Genomic DNA, 15,308 nt, shown 5'->3' on the forward strand with positions numbered 1-15,308 from the left:
CCAGGGCCCGCCAATGGAAATGGCGGCTGGCGGGACTGCCGCAGAAGCTCAGGATCCGGTCAGCCGCTGTCCTGCAAAAGCCCGCCGACAACGGATGATGGGGCGGGGATGCTGACAGGCTGAGAGAAGGTGGTGCCCACGGTCGGACTCGAACCGACACGATTCTCGCGAATCGAGGGATTTTAAGTCCCTTGCGTCTACCATTTCGCCACGTGGGCGGCCGTTAGGGCCGTGTGACGAACGTTATAGGCGGGCGAAGGCCGGAAGGGAAGCCGGGGCGTGAAATACGCCACGCCCCGGCTGGGGGCTTACGCGGGGGCGTAAGCTGGGTAGAGAGGGGAGCCGCTTCATGGGGAGCTCACGGCGGGGAGCCGATTTTGGGGCGCGGCTTCTCCCTCTCTAGCTGTGGTGCGCCGGGCTTTTGCCTGCTCGGCGCTTGTACGCAGAACGCTGGTGCATCGGGCGGGGCCGGAGCAGGGTAACCGGCCCCGTTTGGGCTGTGTCAGCACCCGATGCTCCGGACCGCCGAACAGCCTTAACGCGTGGCGGCAATCACACCTGCCAGAGCGGCCGCACCGAGGCCAACGCCCAGCAGCACGTCGCCGGTGTTGTCCTTCTTGTAATGGTGGTGATAGTGGCGATCATAGCGGTCGTAATCGTGACGATCGCGGTACACGACCACCTTCTTCGGCGGCGCATGGTAGTAACGGCCATGGTCGCGCGAGTGGCGGCGGTAGTCCCGATAATCGCGGTAGTCGCGACGGTCGATCACGACGACGCGGTCCGGACCGCGCTTCTTCCAGTGATGCTTGCCGCGGTGATCCCGGTCGGCAAAAGCAGGGCTGGCGGCACCCAGCGCAACGCTGGCGGTGATGAGAGCCGTGATGGCGAGCTTGAGGCTACGCATTGGATGAACCTCCCGAAAACTGTTGATGCCATTTAGCGGTTCCGCGTCTGAACCGAGGCTGAACAGTCTGGAAAGGCTCAAAAAACTCGTCGCAAAGGCGCAATTCGGGCGGATTGCCGCGATTTCAGGTGGGTCAGATCTCGCCGTCCGTGGGGTCGAGGCCGAGGTCGTTCAGCCCCTTGAGGATGGCCTCGGCGGCCGAGTTCATGGTCTCGGGATCGGTGGAGCGGATGACGAAATTGGCGTTGGGCTCGCCGTTGCGCCAGAACGGGTAGCTGCCCACCTGCACGCCCGGGTGGGCCGCCTCGGTGTTGCGCAGCAGGTCAGCGACGGTGCTCTCGCCCACCTTCGCGCCGACGGTGCGGGAGAGGACCGGCAGGCCGCCGGCCAGCCGCCCCTCAAGCGCGTGGAGCATGGCGCGGGCCACGCCCGGCACGCCCGCCAGAATATAGACGTTGCCGATGCGGATGCCCGGCGCGGCGCTGAGTTCGTTGGGGATAAGCTCGGCCCCGTCCGGCACGCGGGCCATGCGCAGACGCGCATCGGTCAGCCCGCCGCCGTAATAGGCGCGCAGCATCTCCTCCGCTTCCGGGTGGATGACGACGGGAACGTCGAACGCCTTGGCGATGGCGTCGATGGTGATGTCGTCGTGCGTCGGGCCGATGCCGCCGGTGGTGAACAGGTAATCGTGGCGGGCGCGGCAGGCGTTCACCGCCTCGATGATCTCGTCTTCCACGTCCGGCACCACCCGCACGTGGGCGAGGCGGATTCCCTGGACATTGAGCCACTTGGCAAGGTAGGCGAGGTTCGCGTCCTGCGTGCGGCCGGAGAGAATCTCGTCGCCGATGATGACGAGCGCGGCGGTGTAGATGCGGTCGGGCGGGGTCATGGGACTGGTTTAGTTCAAAAGCCTGTCGTTGGGGAGGCTGAAAAAAGCCTATGCGTTTTGAAGAGGTTCTGGTGCCGGCCACTTTGGTGCGGCGCTACAAGCGGTTTCTGGCGGACGTGGAGCTGGAGAATGGCGAGATCGTGACCGCACACTGCGCCAATTCGGGCTCGATGATGGGCCTTGCGGTGCCGGGCAGCCGGGTGTGGCTGAGCCCGAACCGCAACCCCAAGGCCAAGCTGGCCTGGCGGTGGGAGCTGGAGGAGTGCGAGGGCGGCTATGTGGGCATCAACACCAGCCACCCGAACCGCATTGTGGAAGAGGCCATTCGCGACGGGCTGATCGCGGAGCTGACGGGCTACGAGTCGCTGCGGCGCGAGGTGCCCTACGGCAAGAACAGTCGCATCGACATCCTGCTGGAAGGCGAGAAGGGCACGTGCTTCGTCGAGGTGAAGAACGTGACCCTGCGGCGCGGCGTGAAGGCGGAGTTCCCGGATTCGGTGACGGCGCGCGGGGCCAAGCATCTGGACGAGATGACGGAGCAGGTGGCGCTCGGCCACCGGGCGGTGATGCTCTACCTGATCCAGCGGGGGGACTGCGAGACCTTCTCGGTGGCGGGGGACATCGACCCGGCCTATGCTGTGGCCTTGGCGCGGGCCAAGGCGGCGGGCGTCGAGGCCTATGCCTACGCCTGCACCATGAGCCCGGAGGAAATCTGCATTCGCTGCCCGGTGCCGGTGGTTCTGTGACATATCAGGGGGTCGGGCGGGGGTGGATCGGCTGGCCTCGCCGGGTCGTTCTTCGACCTCACGGGGACTTGGCAAAGGGACGCGGAGGCGCGATTTAGAAGCTATGAATACTGAAACCGATTTCGACACCGACGAGGACGTGGACGAGTACGCCCCGGCCTCGGCCATCCGCATCCATGGTCCGGAAGATTTCGAGGGCATGCGCGCCGCCGGTCGGCTGGCCGCCGAGTGCCTCGACTACCTGACGCCGATGGTGAAGCCCAACGTGCTGACGGACGACCTGGACCGCGCGGCCTACGAGTTCATCACCGCGCGCGGCGGCGTGCCCGCGCCGCTGTTCTACCGGGGCTTCCCCAAGTCCATCTGCATTTCCGCCAACCACGTGGTGTGCCACGGCATTCCCGGCACCAAGCGGCTGAAGGACGGCGACATCGTCAACATCGACGTGACCGTCATCCTCAACGGCTGGCACGGCGACACCAGCCGCATGTATCTGGTGGGCAACGTGCCGCTGAAGGCGCGCAAGCTGGTGGAGGTGACCTACGAGTGCCTGCTGCGCGGCATCGAGGCGGCAAAGCCGGGTAACACGCTGGGGGACATCGGTCACGCCATTCAGGTGTTCGCCGAAGGCCAGCGCTACTCGGTGGTGCGGGACTTCTGCGGCCACGGCATCGGCCGGGTGTTCCATGAAGCGCCCAACGTCATCCACGTGGGCCGCCCAGGCGCAGGCCCGGTGCTGAAGCCGGGCATGTTCTTCACGATCGAGCCGATGATCAACCTCGGCAAGCCGGACGTGAAGGTGCTGGACGACGGCTGGACCGCGGTGACGCGGGACCGCTCGCTCTCGGCGCAGTTCGAGCACATGATCGGCATTACCGAGGACGGGTGCGAGATCTTCACCCTCTCCCCGGCGGGGCTCAACGCTCCGCCGTATGATGTCTGAGGCGGATAGTTCCGAGTACGGCGTCGGTCACCGGCAGCGGCTGCGGGAGCGGCTGCTTGCCGGCGGGGCCGACGCCTTTCACGACCATGAACTGCTGGAATACATCCTCGCGCTGACTATTCCCCGGCGCGATACCAAGCCGCTGGCCAAGCGGCTGATCTCCACCTTCGGCAGCTATTCGGCCGTGCTGGCGGCGGACGCGGACAGCCTGCGGAGCGCGGGCGTGGGCGAGGCGGCGGTGGCGGGCATCAAGTTCGTCGAGGCTTCCGCCGTGCGGCTGCTACAGGCGGCGGTGCACAAGCAGCCGGTGCTCTCGAGCTGGCAATCCCTGCTGGATTACCTGCACGCCTCCATGGCGCACGGCATCCGCGAACAGTTCCGGGTGCTGTTTCTCAACAGCCGCAACATGGTCATCCGCGACGAGGTGCTCTCGCAGGGCACGGTGGACTATGCCGCCGTCTATGTGCGGGAGATCATCAAGCGGTCCCTTGAAGTTGGCGCGACCGCGCTCATTCTGACGCATAACCACCCGTCCGGCGACCCGAGCCCGTCTCAGGATGATATCCGCATGACCAGGGAAATCATCGAGGCCGGGCGCAGGCTGGGCATCACGGTGCACGACCACGTGATCATCGGGCGCACCGGCTTCAAGAGCCTGAAGACACTAGGGCTGATTTAGCCGCTACGCCGTGGCGACCGGGCGGCGGTTCCACGGCATGGCGGCGAGCAGGCGGGCCATGCCGCACCAGCCGGTTGCGCCGGCGAACACCAGTCCCGCGCCGACGAAGGCGGAAATGCCGAAGAACGCCGTGTTGACGGCAAAGCCCAGCACGATGCCGAGAAGAATGAGCGCGCCGGCGGTCATCTGCACCTGACGCATCAACTCCAGCGGCTGGCCACGGTCTTCCTGAAACGGGTACCCGGCTTTGCGCCAGTGATCGAGCCCGCCTTCCAGAATGTAGCTCTCGCAGATGGCGGCGGCGCTGAGGGCGGCCTGATGGGCGCGGGTGCGGTTGCCGGAGCGGCAGTGGAAGATGACGACCGAAGCATCAGGCAGCGCGGCGTGCGTCAGCCGGTCCAGCGGCACGTTGACGGCACCGGGGATGAAGACGCGCGCATGCTCGTCCGCCGGGCGAATGTCGACCAGTGCCGCGCCCCGGCTCATGAGGCTGTAGGCTTCCACGGCGTTGACGGTCCTGAGCGTCATTGGGCGTACTCCTTACTCCAGCGGAGCGCGGGTTCCTGTGCCTTGCTCCGCTTTTATCATTTCGGAAATGAAATTTCTTGATTAATTTTTGCCGGTAGCGCCCGTCGCCGGTTCAGGCGGAGGCGCGCAGAAGGTGTCGTAGAGCGCCGACAGCAGCGCCTCGATCCGGGGGTCCGCAAGGCGGTACCACAGGGTCTGGCTTTCCCGGCGATAGGTGACGAGGTTCTGCTCGCGCATTTTCGCAAGATGCTGGGAGAGCGCGGACTGGGACAGGCCGACGGCCTCCGCCAGTTCGGAGACGGTCATCTCTTCCCGCTCCGTCAGCCTGCACAGCACCATCAGCCGCCGCTGATTGGCAAGGAGCGACAGGATGTCGGCGACTTCGCTCGCCTTCGCTGCGAACGCGGGCAGATCCATTGGGGCTTTAGGCATGACGACTCTCTAAATTAGATGATGCTAATTTAGAGATTGCTAAAGTTTTAATCAAGCCCTATCGGCCTGCGGGGTCGGATCTGCTCGCTGATTATCGGTTTCGTCCTGGCTGAAAGACCAGTGGCGGGCGAGGGCGATGACGGTGACGAAAACCCAGAGCGAGAAGACGACGATTGCCAGCACGGTGCCGTTGATGCCCTGCTCGATGTCCAGCTGCTCGGGCGAGGGGAGGAAGCGGGTCCAGCTCACTTGCGTGAAATGAAGCGTGCAGACCGCCAGCACCAGCAGCAGGCTTGCGACCGGATAGCGCCAGTTCGAGCGGATCCAGGCGAAGGCGGCGAAGGCCGTGGCGGATATCAGACAGCCGGAGACGATGGCGGCGACGGTGGAGGGCATGTGGAACACCATGGAGCCCGGCACCTGCATGGCAAACATGCCCAGCAGGTGCATCACCGAAATGCCGAGGCCAAGGTACAGCCCGCCCAGCGCATGAGACAGCACCGAGTTGAAATAGACGCCGAACACCATGCCGAAGGCGACGGTGACGACCGAGAACAGTGCCGCCATGCCGGTGATGACAAGGTTGTAACTGGTCTCCAGCCCGGTGTCGTAGCCCAGAATGGCAACGAAGTGGGTGGCCCAGATGCCGATGCTGGTGACGCAGATGGCGGGCAGCAGCCGGGTGGTGACGGAGTTGGCTTGCAGGTTGTTGCAGTTGCCCAGAAGGTAAACCGCCGTGGTGCTCGAGATCATGCAGATCAGGATGGCAGCCGCAACCAGCCGCCCATCATGTTGTTGCTGCAAGCATGTCACCACAGTATCGATCATGCATACCCGAGTGCTGGCCTGAGCGTTGATGAGTCCGCACAATCATAGGATCGGGAAATCCCTTAGATTTCGTAAACAAGCCTTTCTTTTGGAAAGCTCGGCATCAGAATTTGCAATAATTTAGCGTACAGGGCGGCATGCCTGAATGAATCTTGCCAATTGGCATGGCTTTATTTCAATTTAGGAAGAGGCCCGGACATGCGCCTGACGGAGATGATGCTGATGCGGGCAGGAAGCGCCGCTTACTCGTCGTCCGGGCCGAGGGGTTCCGGGTCGGTCGGGAAGGGGCGGGGCTCGTAACCGGCGGAGACGAAGTAGAGGCCATCGGGCGGGGCGTTGTAGCCGAGCGCGGCGCGATCGCACGCTCTCAATGCCTTTTCCAGATCGCGCGCGGTCCACTTGCCTTCGCCCACCAGCTTGAGGCAGCCGACCATGGAGCGCACCTGATGGTGGAGGAACGAGCGGGCCTCGGTCTCGATCACGATCTCATCCCCCCAGCGGGAGACGGTGAGCTTGTCCAGCGTCTTCAAGGGCGAGGCCGACTGGCAGTGGACGGAGCGGAACGTTGTGAAATCATGCCGCCCGACGAGGATCTGGGCGGCCTCGTGCATGGCCTCGTGGTTCAGCGGCACCGGCACCTGCCACGCAAGGCCCTTGTCGAACGTGAGGGGCGCGCGGCGGTTGACGAGGCGATAGCGGTAGCTGCGGCGGGTGGCGGAGAAGCGGGCGTGAAAGTCAGGCTCGGCTTCCTCGCAGTGGAGGACGGCGACCGGATCGGGCCGCAGGCGGGCGTTCAGCGCCTCGCGCAGCTTGAGGGGCGCGAAGGGCTTCTCGATATCCACATGCGCGGTCATGCCCAGCGCGTGGACGCCTGCGTCCGTGCGGCCGGCGGCGACCACCTGCGCTTCCTCGCCCGATATCTTGAACACGGCCTCTTCCAGCGCCGCCTGCACGGACGGGCCATGTTCCTGAAACTGCCAGCCCATGAACGGGCGGCCATCGAACTCAACGAGCAGGCGGAAACGGGTCATGCGCGCGGAATTAGCCGAAGCGCGCGCCCGAGGGAATGGAAAAGCCGCGGATGAACACGTCAAGCTCAAGCGCCTGCTTGCCTGCCCGCTGCAGCAGCAGGGGACGCAGCGCGCCGTCCGCGGTCTGGATGGTGAGGCGGTCATCAATGACCGCGCCGGGCTCCGCACCCGGCTTGCCCGGAGCCACCTCGGCCTTCAGGATCTTGATGCGCTCCCCCTCATACTCGGCGTAAGCGCCGGGGAAGGGGTTCAGCGCGCGCACCTTGCGCTCCAGCCGGGCGGCGGGCTGGGTGAAGTCCAGCCTGGCCTCGGCCTTGTCGATCTTGGAGGCGTAGGTGACGCCCTCGGCCGGCTGGGGTTCGGGCGTGAGGGTGGGAAGGTTTGCCAGCGCCTCAACGATCATCTCCGCGCCCATGGCGGCGAGGCGGTCATGCAACTGGGGCGTCGTCTCGTCCGCCTTGACGGGGGTGCTGCGCTTCAGGAGCATGGCGCCGGTATCGAGCCCGGCGTCCATCTGCATGATAGTGATGCCGGTCTCCGCATCGCCCGCCTCGATGGCGCGGTGGATGGGGGCAGCACCTCGCCAGCGCGGCAGCAGGGAGGCGTGGATGTTGAGGCAGCCGTATTTGGGCGCGTCCAGCACGTCCTGCGGGAGGATGAGGCCGTAGGCGGCGACCACGGCAACGTCGAGATCGAGCGCGCGGAAGGCGTCCAGTTCGGCCTGCTGACCGCGCAGCTTCAGCGGGTGGCGCACTTCCAGCCCAAGCTGTTCGGCGCGCTGGTGGACGGGCGTGGGGGTCAGGGACTTGCCCCGGTTGGCCGGACGCGGCGGCTGGGTATAGACGCACACGATCTCATGGCCCGCAGCGTGCAGGGCGTCGAGCGCGGCAACGGCAAAGTCCGGCGTTCCCATGAAGGCAAGGCGCATGGCGGGGCGTGTCCTCAAGCTGACAGTCTGTCTGGTTCGGGCTGTTTAGCGAATTCTGTTGGAAAAGGGCAGGCCCGGATCAGGCAGGCGGATCGATGTTGCGCCACGGGATATCAAAGGGCCGCTTCGTGGCGGCGGGGGGTGAGGCGCAGCTGGGTGATCTGGTTGCGCTGGCGCTCCAGCACGTCGAAGTGCAGGCCGAAGTAGGTGAAGCGCTGTCCCTTCACGGGGATGATGCGGGCCTGATGGATGAGCAGACCGGCGATGGTGGTGGCCTTGCTCTCGGGCAGGTCCCAGCCGAAGCGGCGGTTGAGATCGCGGATGGTGACGGTGCCCTCGACCGTGAGGCTGCCGTCGTCATGCACGGTGACGCCCGGCGGGGCGAGGCGGTCCTGCTCGCCGGTGATGTCTCCCAGCACCTCGGCCATGATGTCGGCCAGCGTGATGACGCCCTGAAGGCTGCCGTATTCGTCCACCACCACCGCGAACTGGGTGCGGCGGGCGATGAAGGCGTTGAGCTGGTCGCGCAGGGAAGTGGTGTTGGGCACGAACCACGCCGGAGACAGCAGCTTGCCGATGATGAGGTTGTCCGGCTTGGCCCCGCGCTTGGCCAGCGCCCGCATCAGGTTCTTGCTGTGCAGCATGCCGATGATGTTGTCGGGATGGTCATGGTACACCGGCACGCGGGTGTGGCGCGAGCGGGTGACGATGCGCACGATCTGGGCGGGCGGCATATCGATGTCGATCATCTCGACCGCCTTGCGATGGACCATCACGTCGGCGACGGTGGCGTCATCCAGGTCGATCATGCCCTCCAGCTTGCCGCCGAGACTGGGCAGCGGGGAGGCATCGCGCCGGAGGGCGAGCGGATTGACGCCAAGGGCGGGCAGGGCCAGCCGCACCAGCTTCAGCGCGCCTTCGGACAGCGGTAGCAGCGGGCGGACGACCGCCGCCATGAACGGGGCAAAGTGAAGCGCGATGCGCACCGGTCGCAGCGGGGCGACGGCACGGGGCAGCGCCATGGCGAACAGGAACAGGAGCGCCGTGACCAGCACCACGGCATAGCCGATGCTCCAGAGGCGGAAGCTGTCCGTGAAGGAGACGGCGACGAGGCTGGCGGCCAGCGTGTTGAACAGGGTGGTGGCCAGCACCGCTCCGCGCAGCAGCTGGGTCTTGCGGGGCAGCAGCGCCTCGGTCTTCCGCGCGCTCTGGTTGCCTTCCCGCGCCAGCCGGTGGATGCGCGCCTCGGACGCATTCAGCAGCCCGGCGCGGGCGGCCTCGAGAACGGCGGACAGCACGATCAGCCCCGCTGCCGCGCTGAGAAGGGCAGCGTCAGTGAGTGTCATGCTGTTTCTCCGTGCCGCTCAAAGCGTCGGGCCATGCGTCGGGCCGTCCCGTCAGATTACGCCGAGGGGCGGTTGAGCAGGGCCTTGACCTGCTCCATGTCCACGTTGCGCTCGAGGAAGGACTTGCCGATGCCGCGGGCGAGGATGAAGGTGAGGCGGCCCGCCTCCATCTTCTTGTCCTGCGCCATGTGGGCAACGAGCGTCTCGCCCATGCCCTCGAGGCCGACCTTGGCCAGCGTGGTCGGCAGGCCAACAAGGGCGAGGTGGTTGCGGACGCGCTCAAGGTCCTCGGGCGGGCACAGGCCCATCTCGACGGACAGCTCGAACGCCAGCACCATGCCGAGCGCCACGGCCTCGCCGTGCAGCAGGTCGCCGCCGTAGCCCTTCTCGGCCTCCAGCGCGTGGCCGAAGGTGTGCCCCAGATTGAGGAGGGCGCGCAGGCCCTTGGTCTCGAACTCGTCCTGCTCGACGACGCGGGCCTTGGCGCGGCAGCTGGTGGCGATGGCGTGGGCGCGCTTGGCCGGTTCGCCCGCCAGCACGTCTTCCACGTTCTCCTCAAGCCAGGCGAAGAACGCGGGATCATCGATGAGGCCGTACTTCACGACTTCCGCGTAGCCGGCCATCAGCTCGCGATCCGGCAGCGTGTCGATGACGCCGGTGTCGATCAGCACGAGCCTGGGCTGGTGGAACGCGCCGATGAGGTTCTTGCCCTGCGGCGTGTTGATGCCGGTCTTGCCGCCGACGGAGCTGTCCACCTGCGAGAGCAGGGTGGTCGGGATCTGCACGAACGGGCAGCCGCGGCGCAGGATGCTTGCGGCAAAGCCGACGAGATCACCGATCACGCCGCCGCCGAAGGCGACGATGGCATCCTTGCGCTCGATGCCCATCTCCAGCAGCTGCTCGCACAGCCACTCGAGGTGGGGGAAGGACTTGGACGATTCGCCGGCGGGCAGCACGATGGGCTCGGCCTCGATGCCAGCCTTCTCGCAGGCGTCCAGCAGGCGCTGGAGGTGCTGCTCGGCCACGTTCTCGTCGGTGACGATGGCGGTGCGCTTGCGCGGCAGCAGCGCGGCGAGGTGGTCGCCCGCCGTGTCCAGCAGCCCTTCGCCGATGAGGATGGGATAGCTGCGCTCGCCCAGGTTGATGTCGATGCGGGTGACGTCGGGGCGGAAGATGTCGGTGACGGTATCGGTCATTTGGTCAGATATCCCTGGCGGTGAAGGGCGGTGATGATGGCATCGACCGCCGCATCGTGCGGGCCGCGCCCGCTGCGGATGTGAATCGGGGCCTGCGAGTAGTAGGGCGTTCGGCTGGCGGCGAGACTGGTGAGAATCTCCTTCGGGTCGCCGTTGCGCAGCAGGGGGCGCGTGTTGCGGCGCGAAGTGCGCTCAACCAGGATGTCGATGTCCGCATCGATCCACACGGCGATGGAGTGGTCGAGAATGAGCTGGCGGGTCTCATCCTGCACGAACGCGCCGCCGCCGGTTGCGATCACCTTGACGTTGCCGTCTATGAGCCGCTGGATGACGCGGCGCTCGCCGTCGCGGAAGGTCTGCTCCCCATAGCGCTCGAAGATCTCGGAGATGCTCAGCCCGGCCGCGCGCTCGATCTCCACGTCCGCATCCACGAACGCCATGTTGAGTCGGCTGGCCAGACGGCGGCCGATGGTGGATTTGCCGACGCCCATCAGACCCACAAGGACGATGGGTTTCGTCAGAAGGCCGCGCCGGCGCTGAGGCTGCGGGCGTTTGCGTGGGGAATGGGGCTTCGCCAAGCTGTGTCAACTTTCACTATTGGTCGTGGTTCAGCATCGCTATACACACGCCAGAGGCGGCCGTCCAAGTCCGGCCGCTAAGAATCGGGCCTCCGCTGATGCGGGCAAGCGGGCATGAGCCGAAAGGCGCTAGCCTTGCGTCCGTCAGCCGGAGGAAAGGTTGCGTGCCCGGCAAACTAGGGCCAAGGTCGCAGGCCGGGGCCAAGGCCTCGGGGTCTTGGCAGGATGTGTCGCTTAAGGATGGAATTGTCATGGGGCGAATATTGTCGATCTTTTTGGGCCTGTTGCTCCTGATCTTCATCGGCGCAACCGTCTATTACGGTTTTGCCGACATGCCAGCGCCGCAGGAGCGGGTCGAAAAGGTCATCCCGAATGAGAAGCTTGGGGCTTAAAACCTCCGCCTCGGCACTTGCAGTTCTGGTTGTGGCGCTGGGTGTGGGAACGCCCGGCACGCTGGCCGTTGCCCAGCAGCCCGGTAATCAGCAATCCGGTCATCAGCAGCCCGCTGATCTGGTGCCGCCCGCCGCGGCTCCCAAGTCGCTGCTGCCTGCAGGTACCTTCGCGCCGCCTCCGCCGCCGGTGGCGGAGCCCGAGCCGCTGATGCCGGATGGCACCCTGCCGGGAGACGGTCCGGAAGGACCGGATGCCGCTGCGGGCGAGGACATGCCGCCGGAAGCGGGGGCCGAGCTGGCTCCGGCCGCGCCCGAGACGCGCCCCGCCGGTATTCTGTCTCAGGGCGTGCCCATTGGCCTTTTGGCGCCGGACACGGGCGGGTTCAGCGAAACCCTGTGGGCCGGCTCGAGCGGCCCGTTCGTGCGCGACCTGATGCGCGGCATGCCCGCGCCGACGGCCTCGCGCTGGGCGCATGTGCTGCTGCGCAAGGCGCTGGCCACCCGCACCCCGACGCCGGACGGCGCGCTGCCCGCCAATTTCGTTGCGGAGCGGGCGCACCTGCTGCTGCGCATGGGCGAGGCCGATGCCGCCCGCCGCCTGACCGCGCAGGTTCCGGTTGCCAGCTACACCCGCCGCATGTTCGACGTGGCGCCGCAGACCTATATGGCGGCGGGCGACGTGCCGGGCCTGTGCCCGCTGGTGCAGACGGGAATCACCGTATCATCTGACCCGGTGTGGCCGCTGACGTCTGCCGTCTGCGCCGCGCTTCAGGGCGATGACGCGGGTGCGATCCTGACGCTGGACCGGGAGCGGGAGAATCGCTCGGCCAAGACATTCGACATTCAGCTGGCCGAGGTGGTCTCCACCTCGCTGGCAGGCGGGGACCGGGGCGTGAACGCGGTGTGGCCGCAGAACGCCCGCCTCACCACCTACCGGCTTGCCATGGCGCTTGCGGGCGGTGTCGAGGTGCCGCGCCAGCGGTTCACGTCGGCCAACTCTGCCGTGAAGGGCTGGATCAGCCGCCAGGGCAATGTGCCGCTGGCCGTGCGGCTGGAGGCGGCCCGCACGGCGGCGGCCACCGGCGCGCTGCCCGCGCAGGAACTGCTCAACCTGTGGTCGCTTCAGGCATCGGTTGTGGATGAGACGGCCATTCGCGCCCTGCCGGTCGGCAAGCTGCGGACGGCGTATCAGGCGAAGACCGCGCCGGAGCGGCTTCAGGCGCTGCGCGACCTGTGGGCCAGTGCGGCCTCGCCGCAGGACCGGGTGGCGCTCTATCTGGCGGGAGCCGATGCGGCGGCCCGCCTGCCGCGCGACAAGGCTCTGATTGAGGCCGCGCCCGAGCTGGGCCGCTCCCTGCTGCTGGCGGGCAACATTCCTGCCGCCAAGGCGTGGTACGATCTGGCGCGCGCCGAGGCCAAGGCCCGCAACCCGAAGGCGGGCGCGGCGCTGATGGGGCTGTGGCCGCTGCTGGCGACGGCGGACGCGCGTGGCGGCATTCCGCACTCGGTGGCGCTGTTCGAGCTGTGGGACGACGGCCAGGACGCGGACCGCGCCGAGGAAGCACGGCGACGCCAGCTGGTGAGCGCGGCGCTGACCGGCCTTGGCCTGCTGCCGATGGCGGACATGCCGCGCTCGGCACGGATCGAGCTGGTGGACAGCAGCTTCACCCGGAAACTGCGCGAGGCGGCCAACGCCGGGCGCAAGGGCGAGGTGATCGTGCTGGCCGGTGTCGGCCTTGGTGCGGACGCGGCGAAGGTGAGCCCGGCTTACCTGCACGAGATCGTGGGGGCGCTGGCCAACGTGGGCCTGCGTCGCGAGGCGGGGATTATCGCCAGCGAAATCCTCATCCGAAACGGCGTGTGAGCAGGGCATGAGCAAGCGAGGGCTGAGCGATCCCTCCGCCATCGGCCTGTTTCTGGACATGCTCGCCTCTGAAAAGGGGGCGGCCCGCAACACGCTGGCCGCCTACGAGCGTGACCTGCGGCTGATCAGCGAGGCGCTTGAAGGCAGCCTCCTGCAGGCCAGGCCCGATGACCTGCGCGGCTGGCTGGCCGGCACGGCGGAGCTGAGCCGCGCTTCCATCTCCCGCAAGCTGTCATGCCTGCGCCAGTTCTATCTGTTCGCCTTCCGCGAAGGCTGGCGCACGGACAATCCGGCATCGGACCTCATGGCCCCGGCACCGGCCCACCGGCTGCCCAAGTCCCTCGGGCGGGAGGAGGTGGACCGCCTGTTCGAGGCGGCACGGGAGCGGCTGGAGCGCGCCCCCATACCCGCCAACGTGCGCCTGATCGCGCTGCTGGAGCTGCTGTATGGTTCGGGCCTGCGCGCGACGGAGCTGGTCAGCCTGCCGCGCAATGCCATTGCCAAGGACAAGCCGTACATCATTCTGATGGGCAAGGGCTCCAAGGAACGGCTGGTGCCTCTCTCCGGCCAGGCGCTGGCGGCGGTGGAGGCCTGGCGGGCCCATGTGCCGGGCGAGGCCAAGTATCTTTTTCCCTCCGGCGGCAAGAGCGGGCACCTGACCCGCGTGCGGCTTTTCCAGCTGGTTCGGGAGCTTGGACTTGAGGCGGGCGTTGCGCCGGAGCGCTTGTCTCCGCACGTGCTGCGCCATGCTTTTGCTACCCATTTGCTTGACAACGGGGCTGATTTGCGCGCCTTACAGCAAATGCTCGGCCATGCGGACATCGCCACGACGCAAATCTATACGCACGTGGCCGAAACCCGTTTGGTTGATTTGGTAAACGAGAAGCATCCGTTGGCCGATCTGCGCAGCCCGGTTGACGGAGCGAAGCGGCATCGGTAGCGTCGCCGGCTTCTGACAAGAGTTATTGACCGGAACATGGTTACTTTTCTCGACTTTGAACGCCCCATCGCCGAACTGGAGGCGAAGATTGCCGAACTTCAGGCTGGTGCCGCGGGTCGCGTGGACATCGGGTCTGAAATCAGCAAGCTGCAGGACAAGGTCGACAAGCTGCTGAAGAACACCTACGCCAACCTGACCCCGTGGCAGAAGGCAATGGTGGCGCGGCATCCGAGCCGTCCGCACTTCCGCGATATCGTCGGCAGCCTGATCGATGACTTCACGCCGCTGGCAGGCGACCGCGCCTTTGCCGAGGATTCGGCGATCATCGGCGGCATGGGCCGGTTCCGGGGGCAGGCCGTCATGGTCATCGGCCACGAGAAGGGCAGCGACACCACCTCGCGCATCAAGCACAACTTCGGCATGGCCAAGCCCGAAGGCTACCGCAAGGCGATCCGCCTGATGCAGATGGCCGACCGGTTCGACCTGCCCATCATCACCCTCGTCGACACGCCGGGCGCGTTCCCGGGCGTGCAGGCGGAAGAGCGCGGCCAGGCCGAGGCCATCGCCCGCTCCACCGAAGCCTGCCTTGCGGTCGAGGTTCCCATCGTCTCCTGCATCGTGGGCGAGGGCGGCTCGGGCGGCGCGATCGCGCTGGCCGCTGCCAACCGCGTGCTGATGCTGGAACACTCCATCTACGCCGTGATCTCGCCGGAAGGCTGCGCCTCCATTCTGTGGCGCACCGCCGACAAGGCCGCCGACGCCGCCGAGGCGATGAAGCTGACGGCGCAGGATCTGGCGACGCTGGGCGTGATCGACGGCATCGTGCCGGAGCCGCTGGGCGGCGCGCACCGCGATCCGAAGACGGCGATTGCCAACCTTGGCGCCGTGATCGAGCGGGAAATGAACCAGCTAACCCGCCTCAGCCGCACCGAGATCAAGAAGGACCGCCGCGAGAAGTTTCTCGCCATCGGCCGCGCGGGTCTCTGAGGCCCGCGGGGGCTTCAGGATCAGGCGGGGCGAAAGCCTTACTGGGATTGCAGGGCCGGGTTGCCGCATTCAGGTGGCAATTCGGCCCTGTTGC

Annotated in this window: 17 protein-coding genes and 1 tRNA gene; 7 read left to right on the top strand and 11 right to left on the bottom strand. The window is 66.7% G+C overall.

The window, feature by feature from the left end; all coding sequences use genetic code 11:
• Positions 1 to 130 precede the first annotated feature (130 nt).
• From VIG90_RS00145 to VIG90_RS00155, 3 genes are all read right to left on the bottom strand, one after another.
• A tRNA-Leu gene (locus tag VIG90_RS00145) sits at positions 131 to 218 on the bottom strand.
• Between the two features lie 317 nt (positions 219 to 535).
• A complete protein-coding gene (locus tag VIG90_RS00150) occupies positions 536 to 907 on the bottom strand; it encodes a hypothetical protein (RefSeq protein WP_331591304.1) in 372 nt (123 codons plus the stop codon).
• A gap of 133 nt (positions 908 to 1,040) precedes the next feature.
• Entirely contained in the window at positions 1,041 to 1,796 is a 756-nt protein-coding gene (locus VIG90_RS00155; protein ID WP_331591306.1) for a competence/damage-inducible protein A, read from the bottom strand.
• A 50-nt stretch (positions 1,797 to 1,846) separates the two neighbouring features.
• Here VIG90_RS00155 and sfsA point away from each other — a divergent pair, with 50 nt between their 5' ends.
• The 3 genes from sfsA to radC all read left to right on the top strand — a co-directional run bounded on the left by sfsA (position 1,847) and on the right by radC (position 4,164).
• Positions 1,847 to 2,542, top strand: coding sequence for a DNA/RNA nuclease SfsA (gene sfsA / locus VIG90_RS00160; protein ID WP_331591307.1), 696 nt, complete (start codon positions 1,847 to 1,849; stop codon positions 2,540 to 2,542).
• A gap of 103 nt (positions 2,543 to 2,645) precedes the next feature.
• Positions 2,646 to 3,485 carry a type I methionyl aminopeptidase gene (gene map, locus VIG90_RS00165; protein WP_331591308.1) on the top strand — a complete coding sequence of 280 codons (840 nt, stop codon included), beginning with the start codon at positions 2,646 to 2,648 and terminating at the stop codon, positions 3,483 to 3,485.
• Entirely contained in the window at positions 3,478 to 4,164 is a 687-nt protein-coding gene (gene radC / locus VIG90_RS00170; protein WP_331591310.1) for a RadC family protein, read from the top strand. The genes map and radC overlap by 8 nt, the downstream gene beginning before the upstream one ends.
• 3 nt (positions 4,165 to 4,167) lie before the next feature.
• Here the strand turns inward: radC and VIG90_RS00175 are convergent, their stop codons facing one another.
• The 8 genes from VIG90_RS00175 to VIG90_RS00210 all read right to left on the bottom strand — a co-directional run bounded on the left by VIG90_RS00175 (position 4,168) and on the right by VIG90_RS00210 (position 11,031).
• The gene (locus tag VIG90_RS00175; RefSeq protein ID WP_331591312.1) at positions 4,168 to 4,692 is read right to left on the bottom strand and encodes a rhodanese family protein; all 525 of its coding nucleotides are present in this window, start codon (positions 4,690 to 4,692) and stop codon (positions 4,168 to 4,170) included.
• Positions 4,693 to 4,773: 81 nt separating this feature from the next.
• A complete protein-coding gene (locus VIG90_RS00180; protein WP_331591314.1) occupies positions 4,774 to 5,124 on the bottom strand; it encodes a metalloregulator ArsR/SmtB family transcription factor in 351 nt (116 codons plus the stop codon).
• Between the two features lie 51 nt (positions 5,125 to 5,175).
• Positions 5,176 to 5,928, bottom strand: a complete 753-nt coding sequence (locus VIG90_RS00185; protein WP_331591315.1) for an MHYT domain-containing protein — start codon at positions 5,926 to 5,928, stop codon at positions 5,176 to 5,178.
• 266 nt (positions 5,929 to 6,194) lie between these two features.
• Positions 6,195 to 6,983, bottom strand: coding sequence for a tRNA pseudouridine(38-40) synthase TruA (truA, locus tag VIG90_RS00190; protein WP_331591316.1), 789 nt, complete (start codon positions 6,981 to 6,983; stop codon positions 6,195 to 6,197).
• Between the two features lie 10 nt (positions 6,984 to 6,993).
• Entirely contained in the window at positions 6,994 to 7,911 is a 918-nt protein-coding gene (fmt, locus tag VIG90_RS00195) for a methionyl-tRNA formyltransferase (protein WP_331591317.1), read from the bottom strand.
• A gap of 113 nt (positions 7,912 to 8,024) precedes the next feature.
• A complete protein-coding gene (locus VIG90_RS00200) occupies positions 8,025 to 9,257 on the bottom strand; it encodes a transporter associated domain-containing protein (protein WP_331591319.1) in 1,233 nt (410 codons plus the stop codon).
• Between the two features lie 56 nt (positions 9,258 to 9,313).
• Complete coding sequence (gene aroB / locus VIG90_RS00205; protein WP_331591321.1) at positions 9,314 to 10,453, bottom strand: 3-dehydroquinate synthase; 1,140 nt, start codon at positions 10,451 to 10,453, stop codon at positions 9,314 to 9,316.
• Complete coding sequence (locus tag VIG90_RS00210; RefSeq protein ID WP_331591322.1) at positions 10,450 to 11,031, bottom strand: shikimate kinase; 582 nt, start codon at positions 11,029 to 11,031, stop codon at positions 10,450 to 10,452. Before VIG90_RS00210 ends, aroB begins: the two co-directional genes overlap by 4 nt.
• Before the next feature lie 251 nt (positions 11,032 to 11,282).
• Here VIG90_RS00210 and VIG90_RS00215 point away from each other — a divergent pair, with 251 nt between their 5' ends.
• Genes VIG90_RS00215 through VIG90_RS00230 form a run of 4 tightly spaced genes read left to right on the top strand, consistent with a single transcriptional unit; the run spans position 11,283 to position 15,214 of the window.
• Positions 11,283 to 11,423 carry a hypothetical protein gene (locus tag VIG90_RS00215; protein WP_331591324.1) on the top strand — a complete coding sequence of 47 codons (141 nt, stop codon included), beginning with the start codon at positions 11,283 to 11,285 and terminating at the stop codon, positions 11,421 to 11,423.
• Complete coding sequence (locus VIG90_RS00220) at positions 11,404 to 13,287, top strand: hypothetical protein (protein WP_331591325.1); 1,884 nt, start codon at positions 11,404 to 11,406, stop codon at positions 13,285 to 13,287. The genes VIG90_RS00215 and VIG90_RS00220 overlap by 20 nt, the downstream gene beginning before the upstream one ends.
• A 7-nt stretch (positions 13,288 to 13,294) precedes the next feature.
• The gene (locus tag VIG90_RS00225; protein ID WP_331591327.1) at positions 13,295 to 14,227 is read left to right on the top strand and encodes a tyrosine recombinase; all 933 of its coding nucleotides are present in this window, start codon (positions 13,295 to 13,297) and stop codon (positions 14,225 to 14,227) included.
• A gap of 36 nt (positions 14,228 to 14,263) precedes the next feature.
• Positions 14,264 to 15,214: an acetyl-CoA carboxylase carboxyltransferase subunit alpha gene (locus VIG90_RS00230; protein ID WP_331591328.1), complete on the top strand. Its 951-nt coding sequence runs from the start codon at positions 14,264 to 14,266 to the stop codon at positions 15,212 to 15,214.
• Positions 15,215 to 15,308 lie beyond the last annotated feature (94 nt).

It is taken from the genome of Pedomonas sp., from assembly GCF_036515995.1.
Lineage (GTDB): Bacteria > Pseudomonadota > Alphaproteobacteria > Sphingomonadales > Sphingomonadaceae > Pedomonas.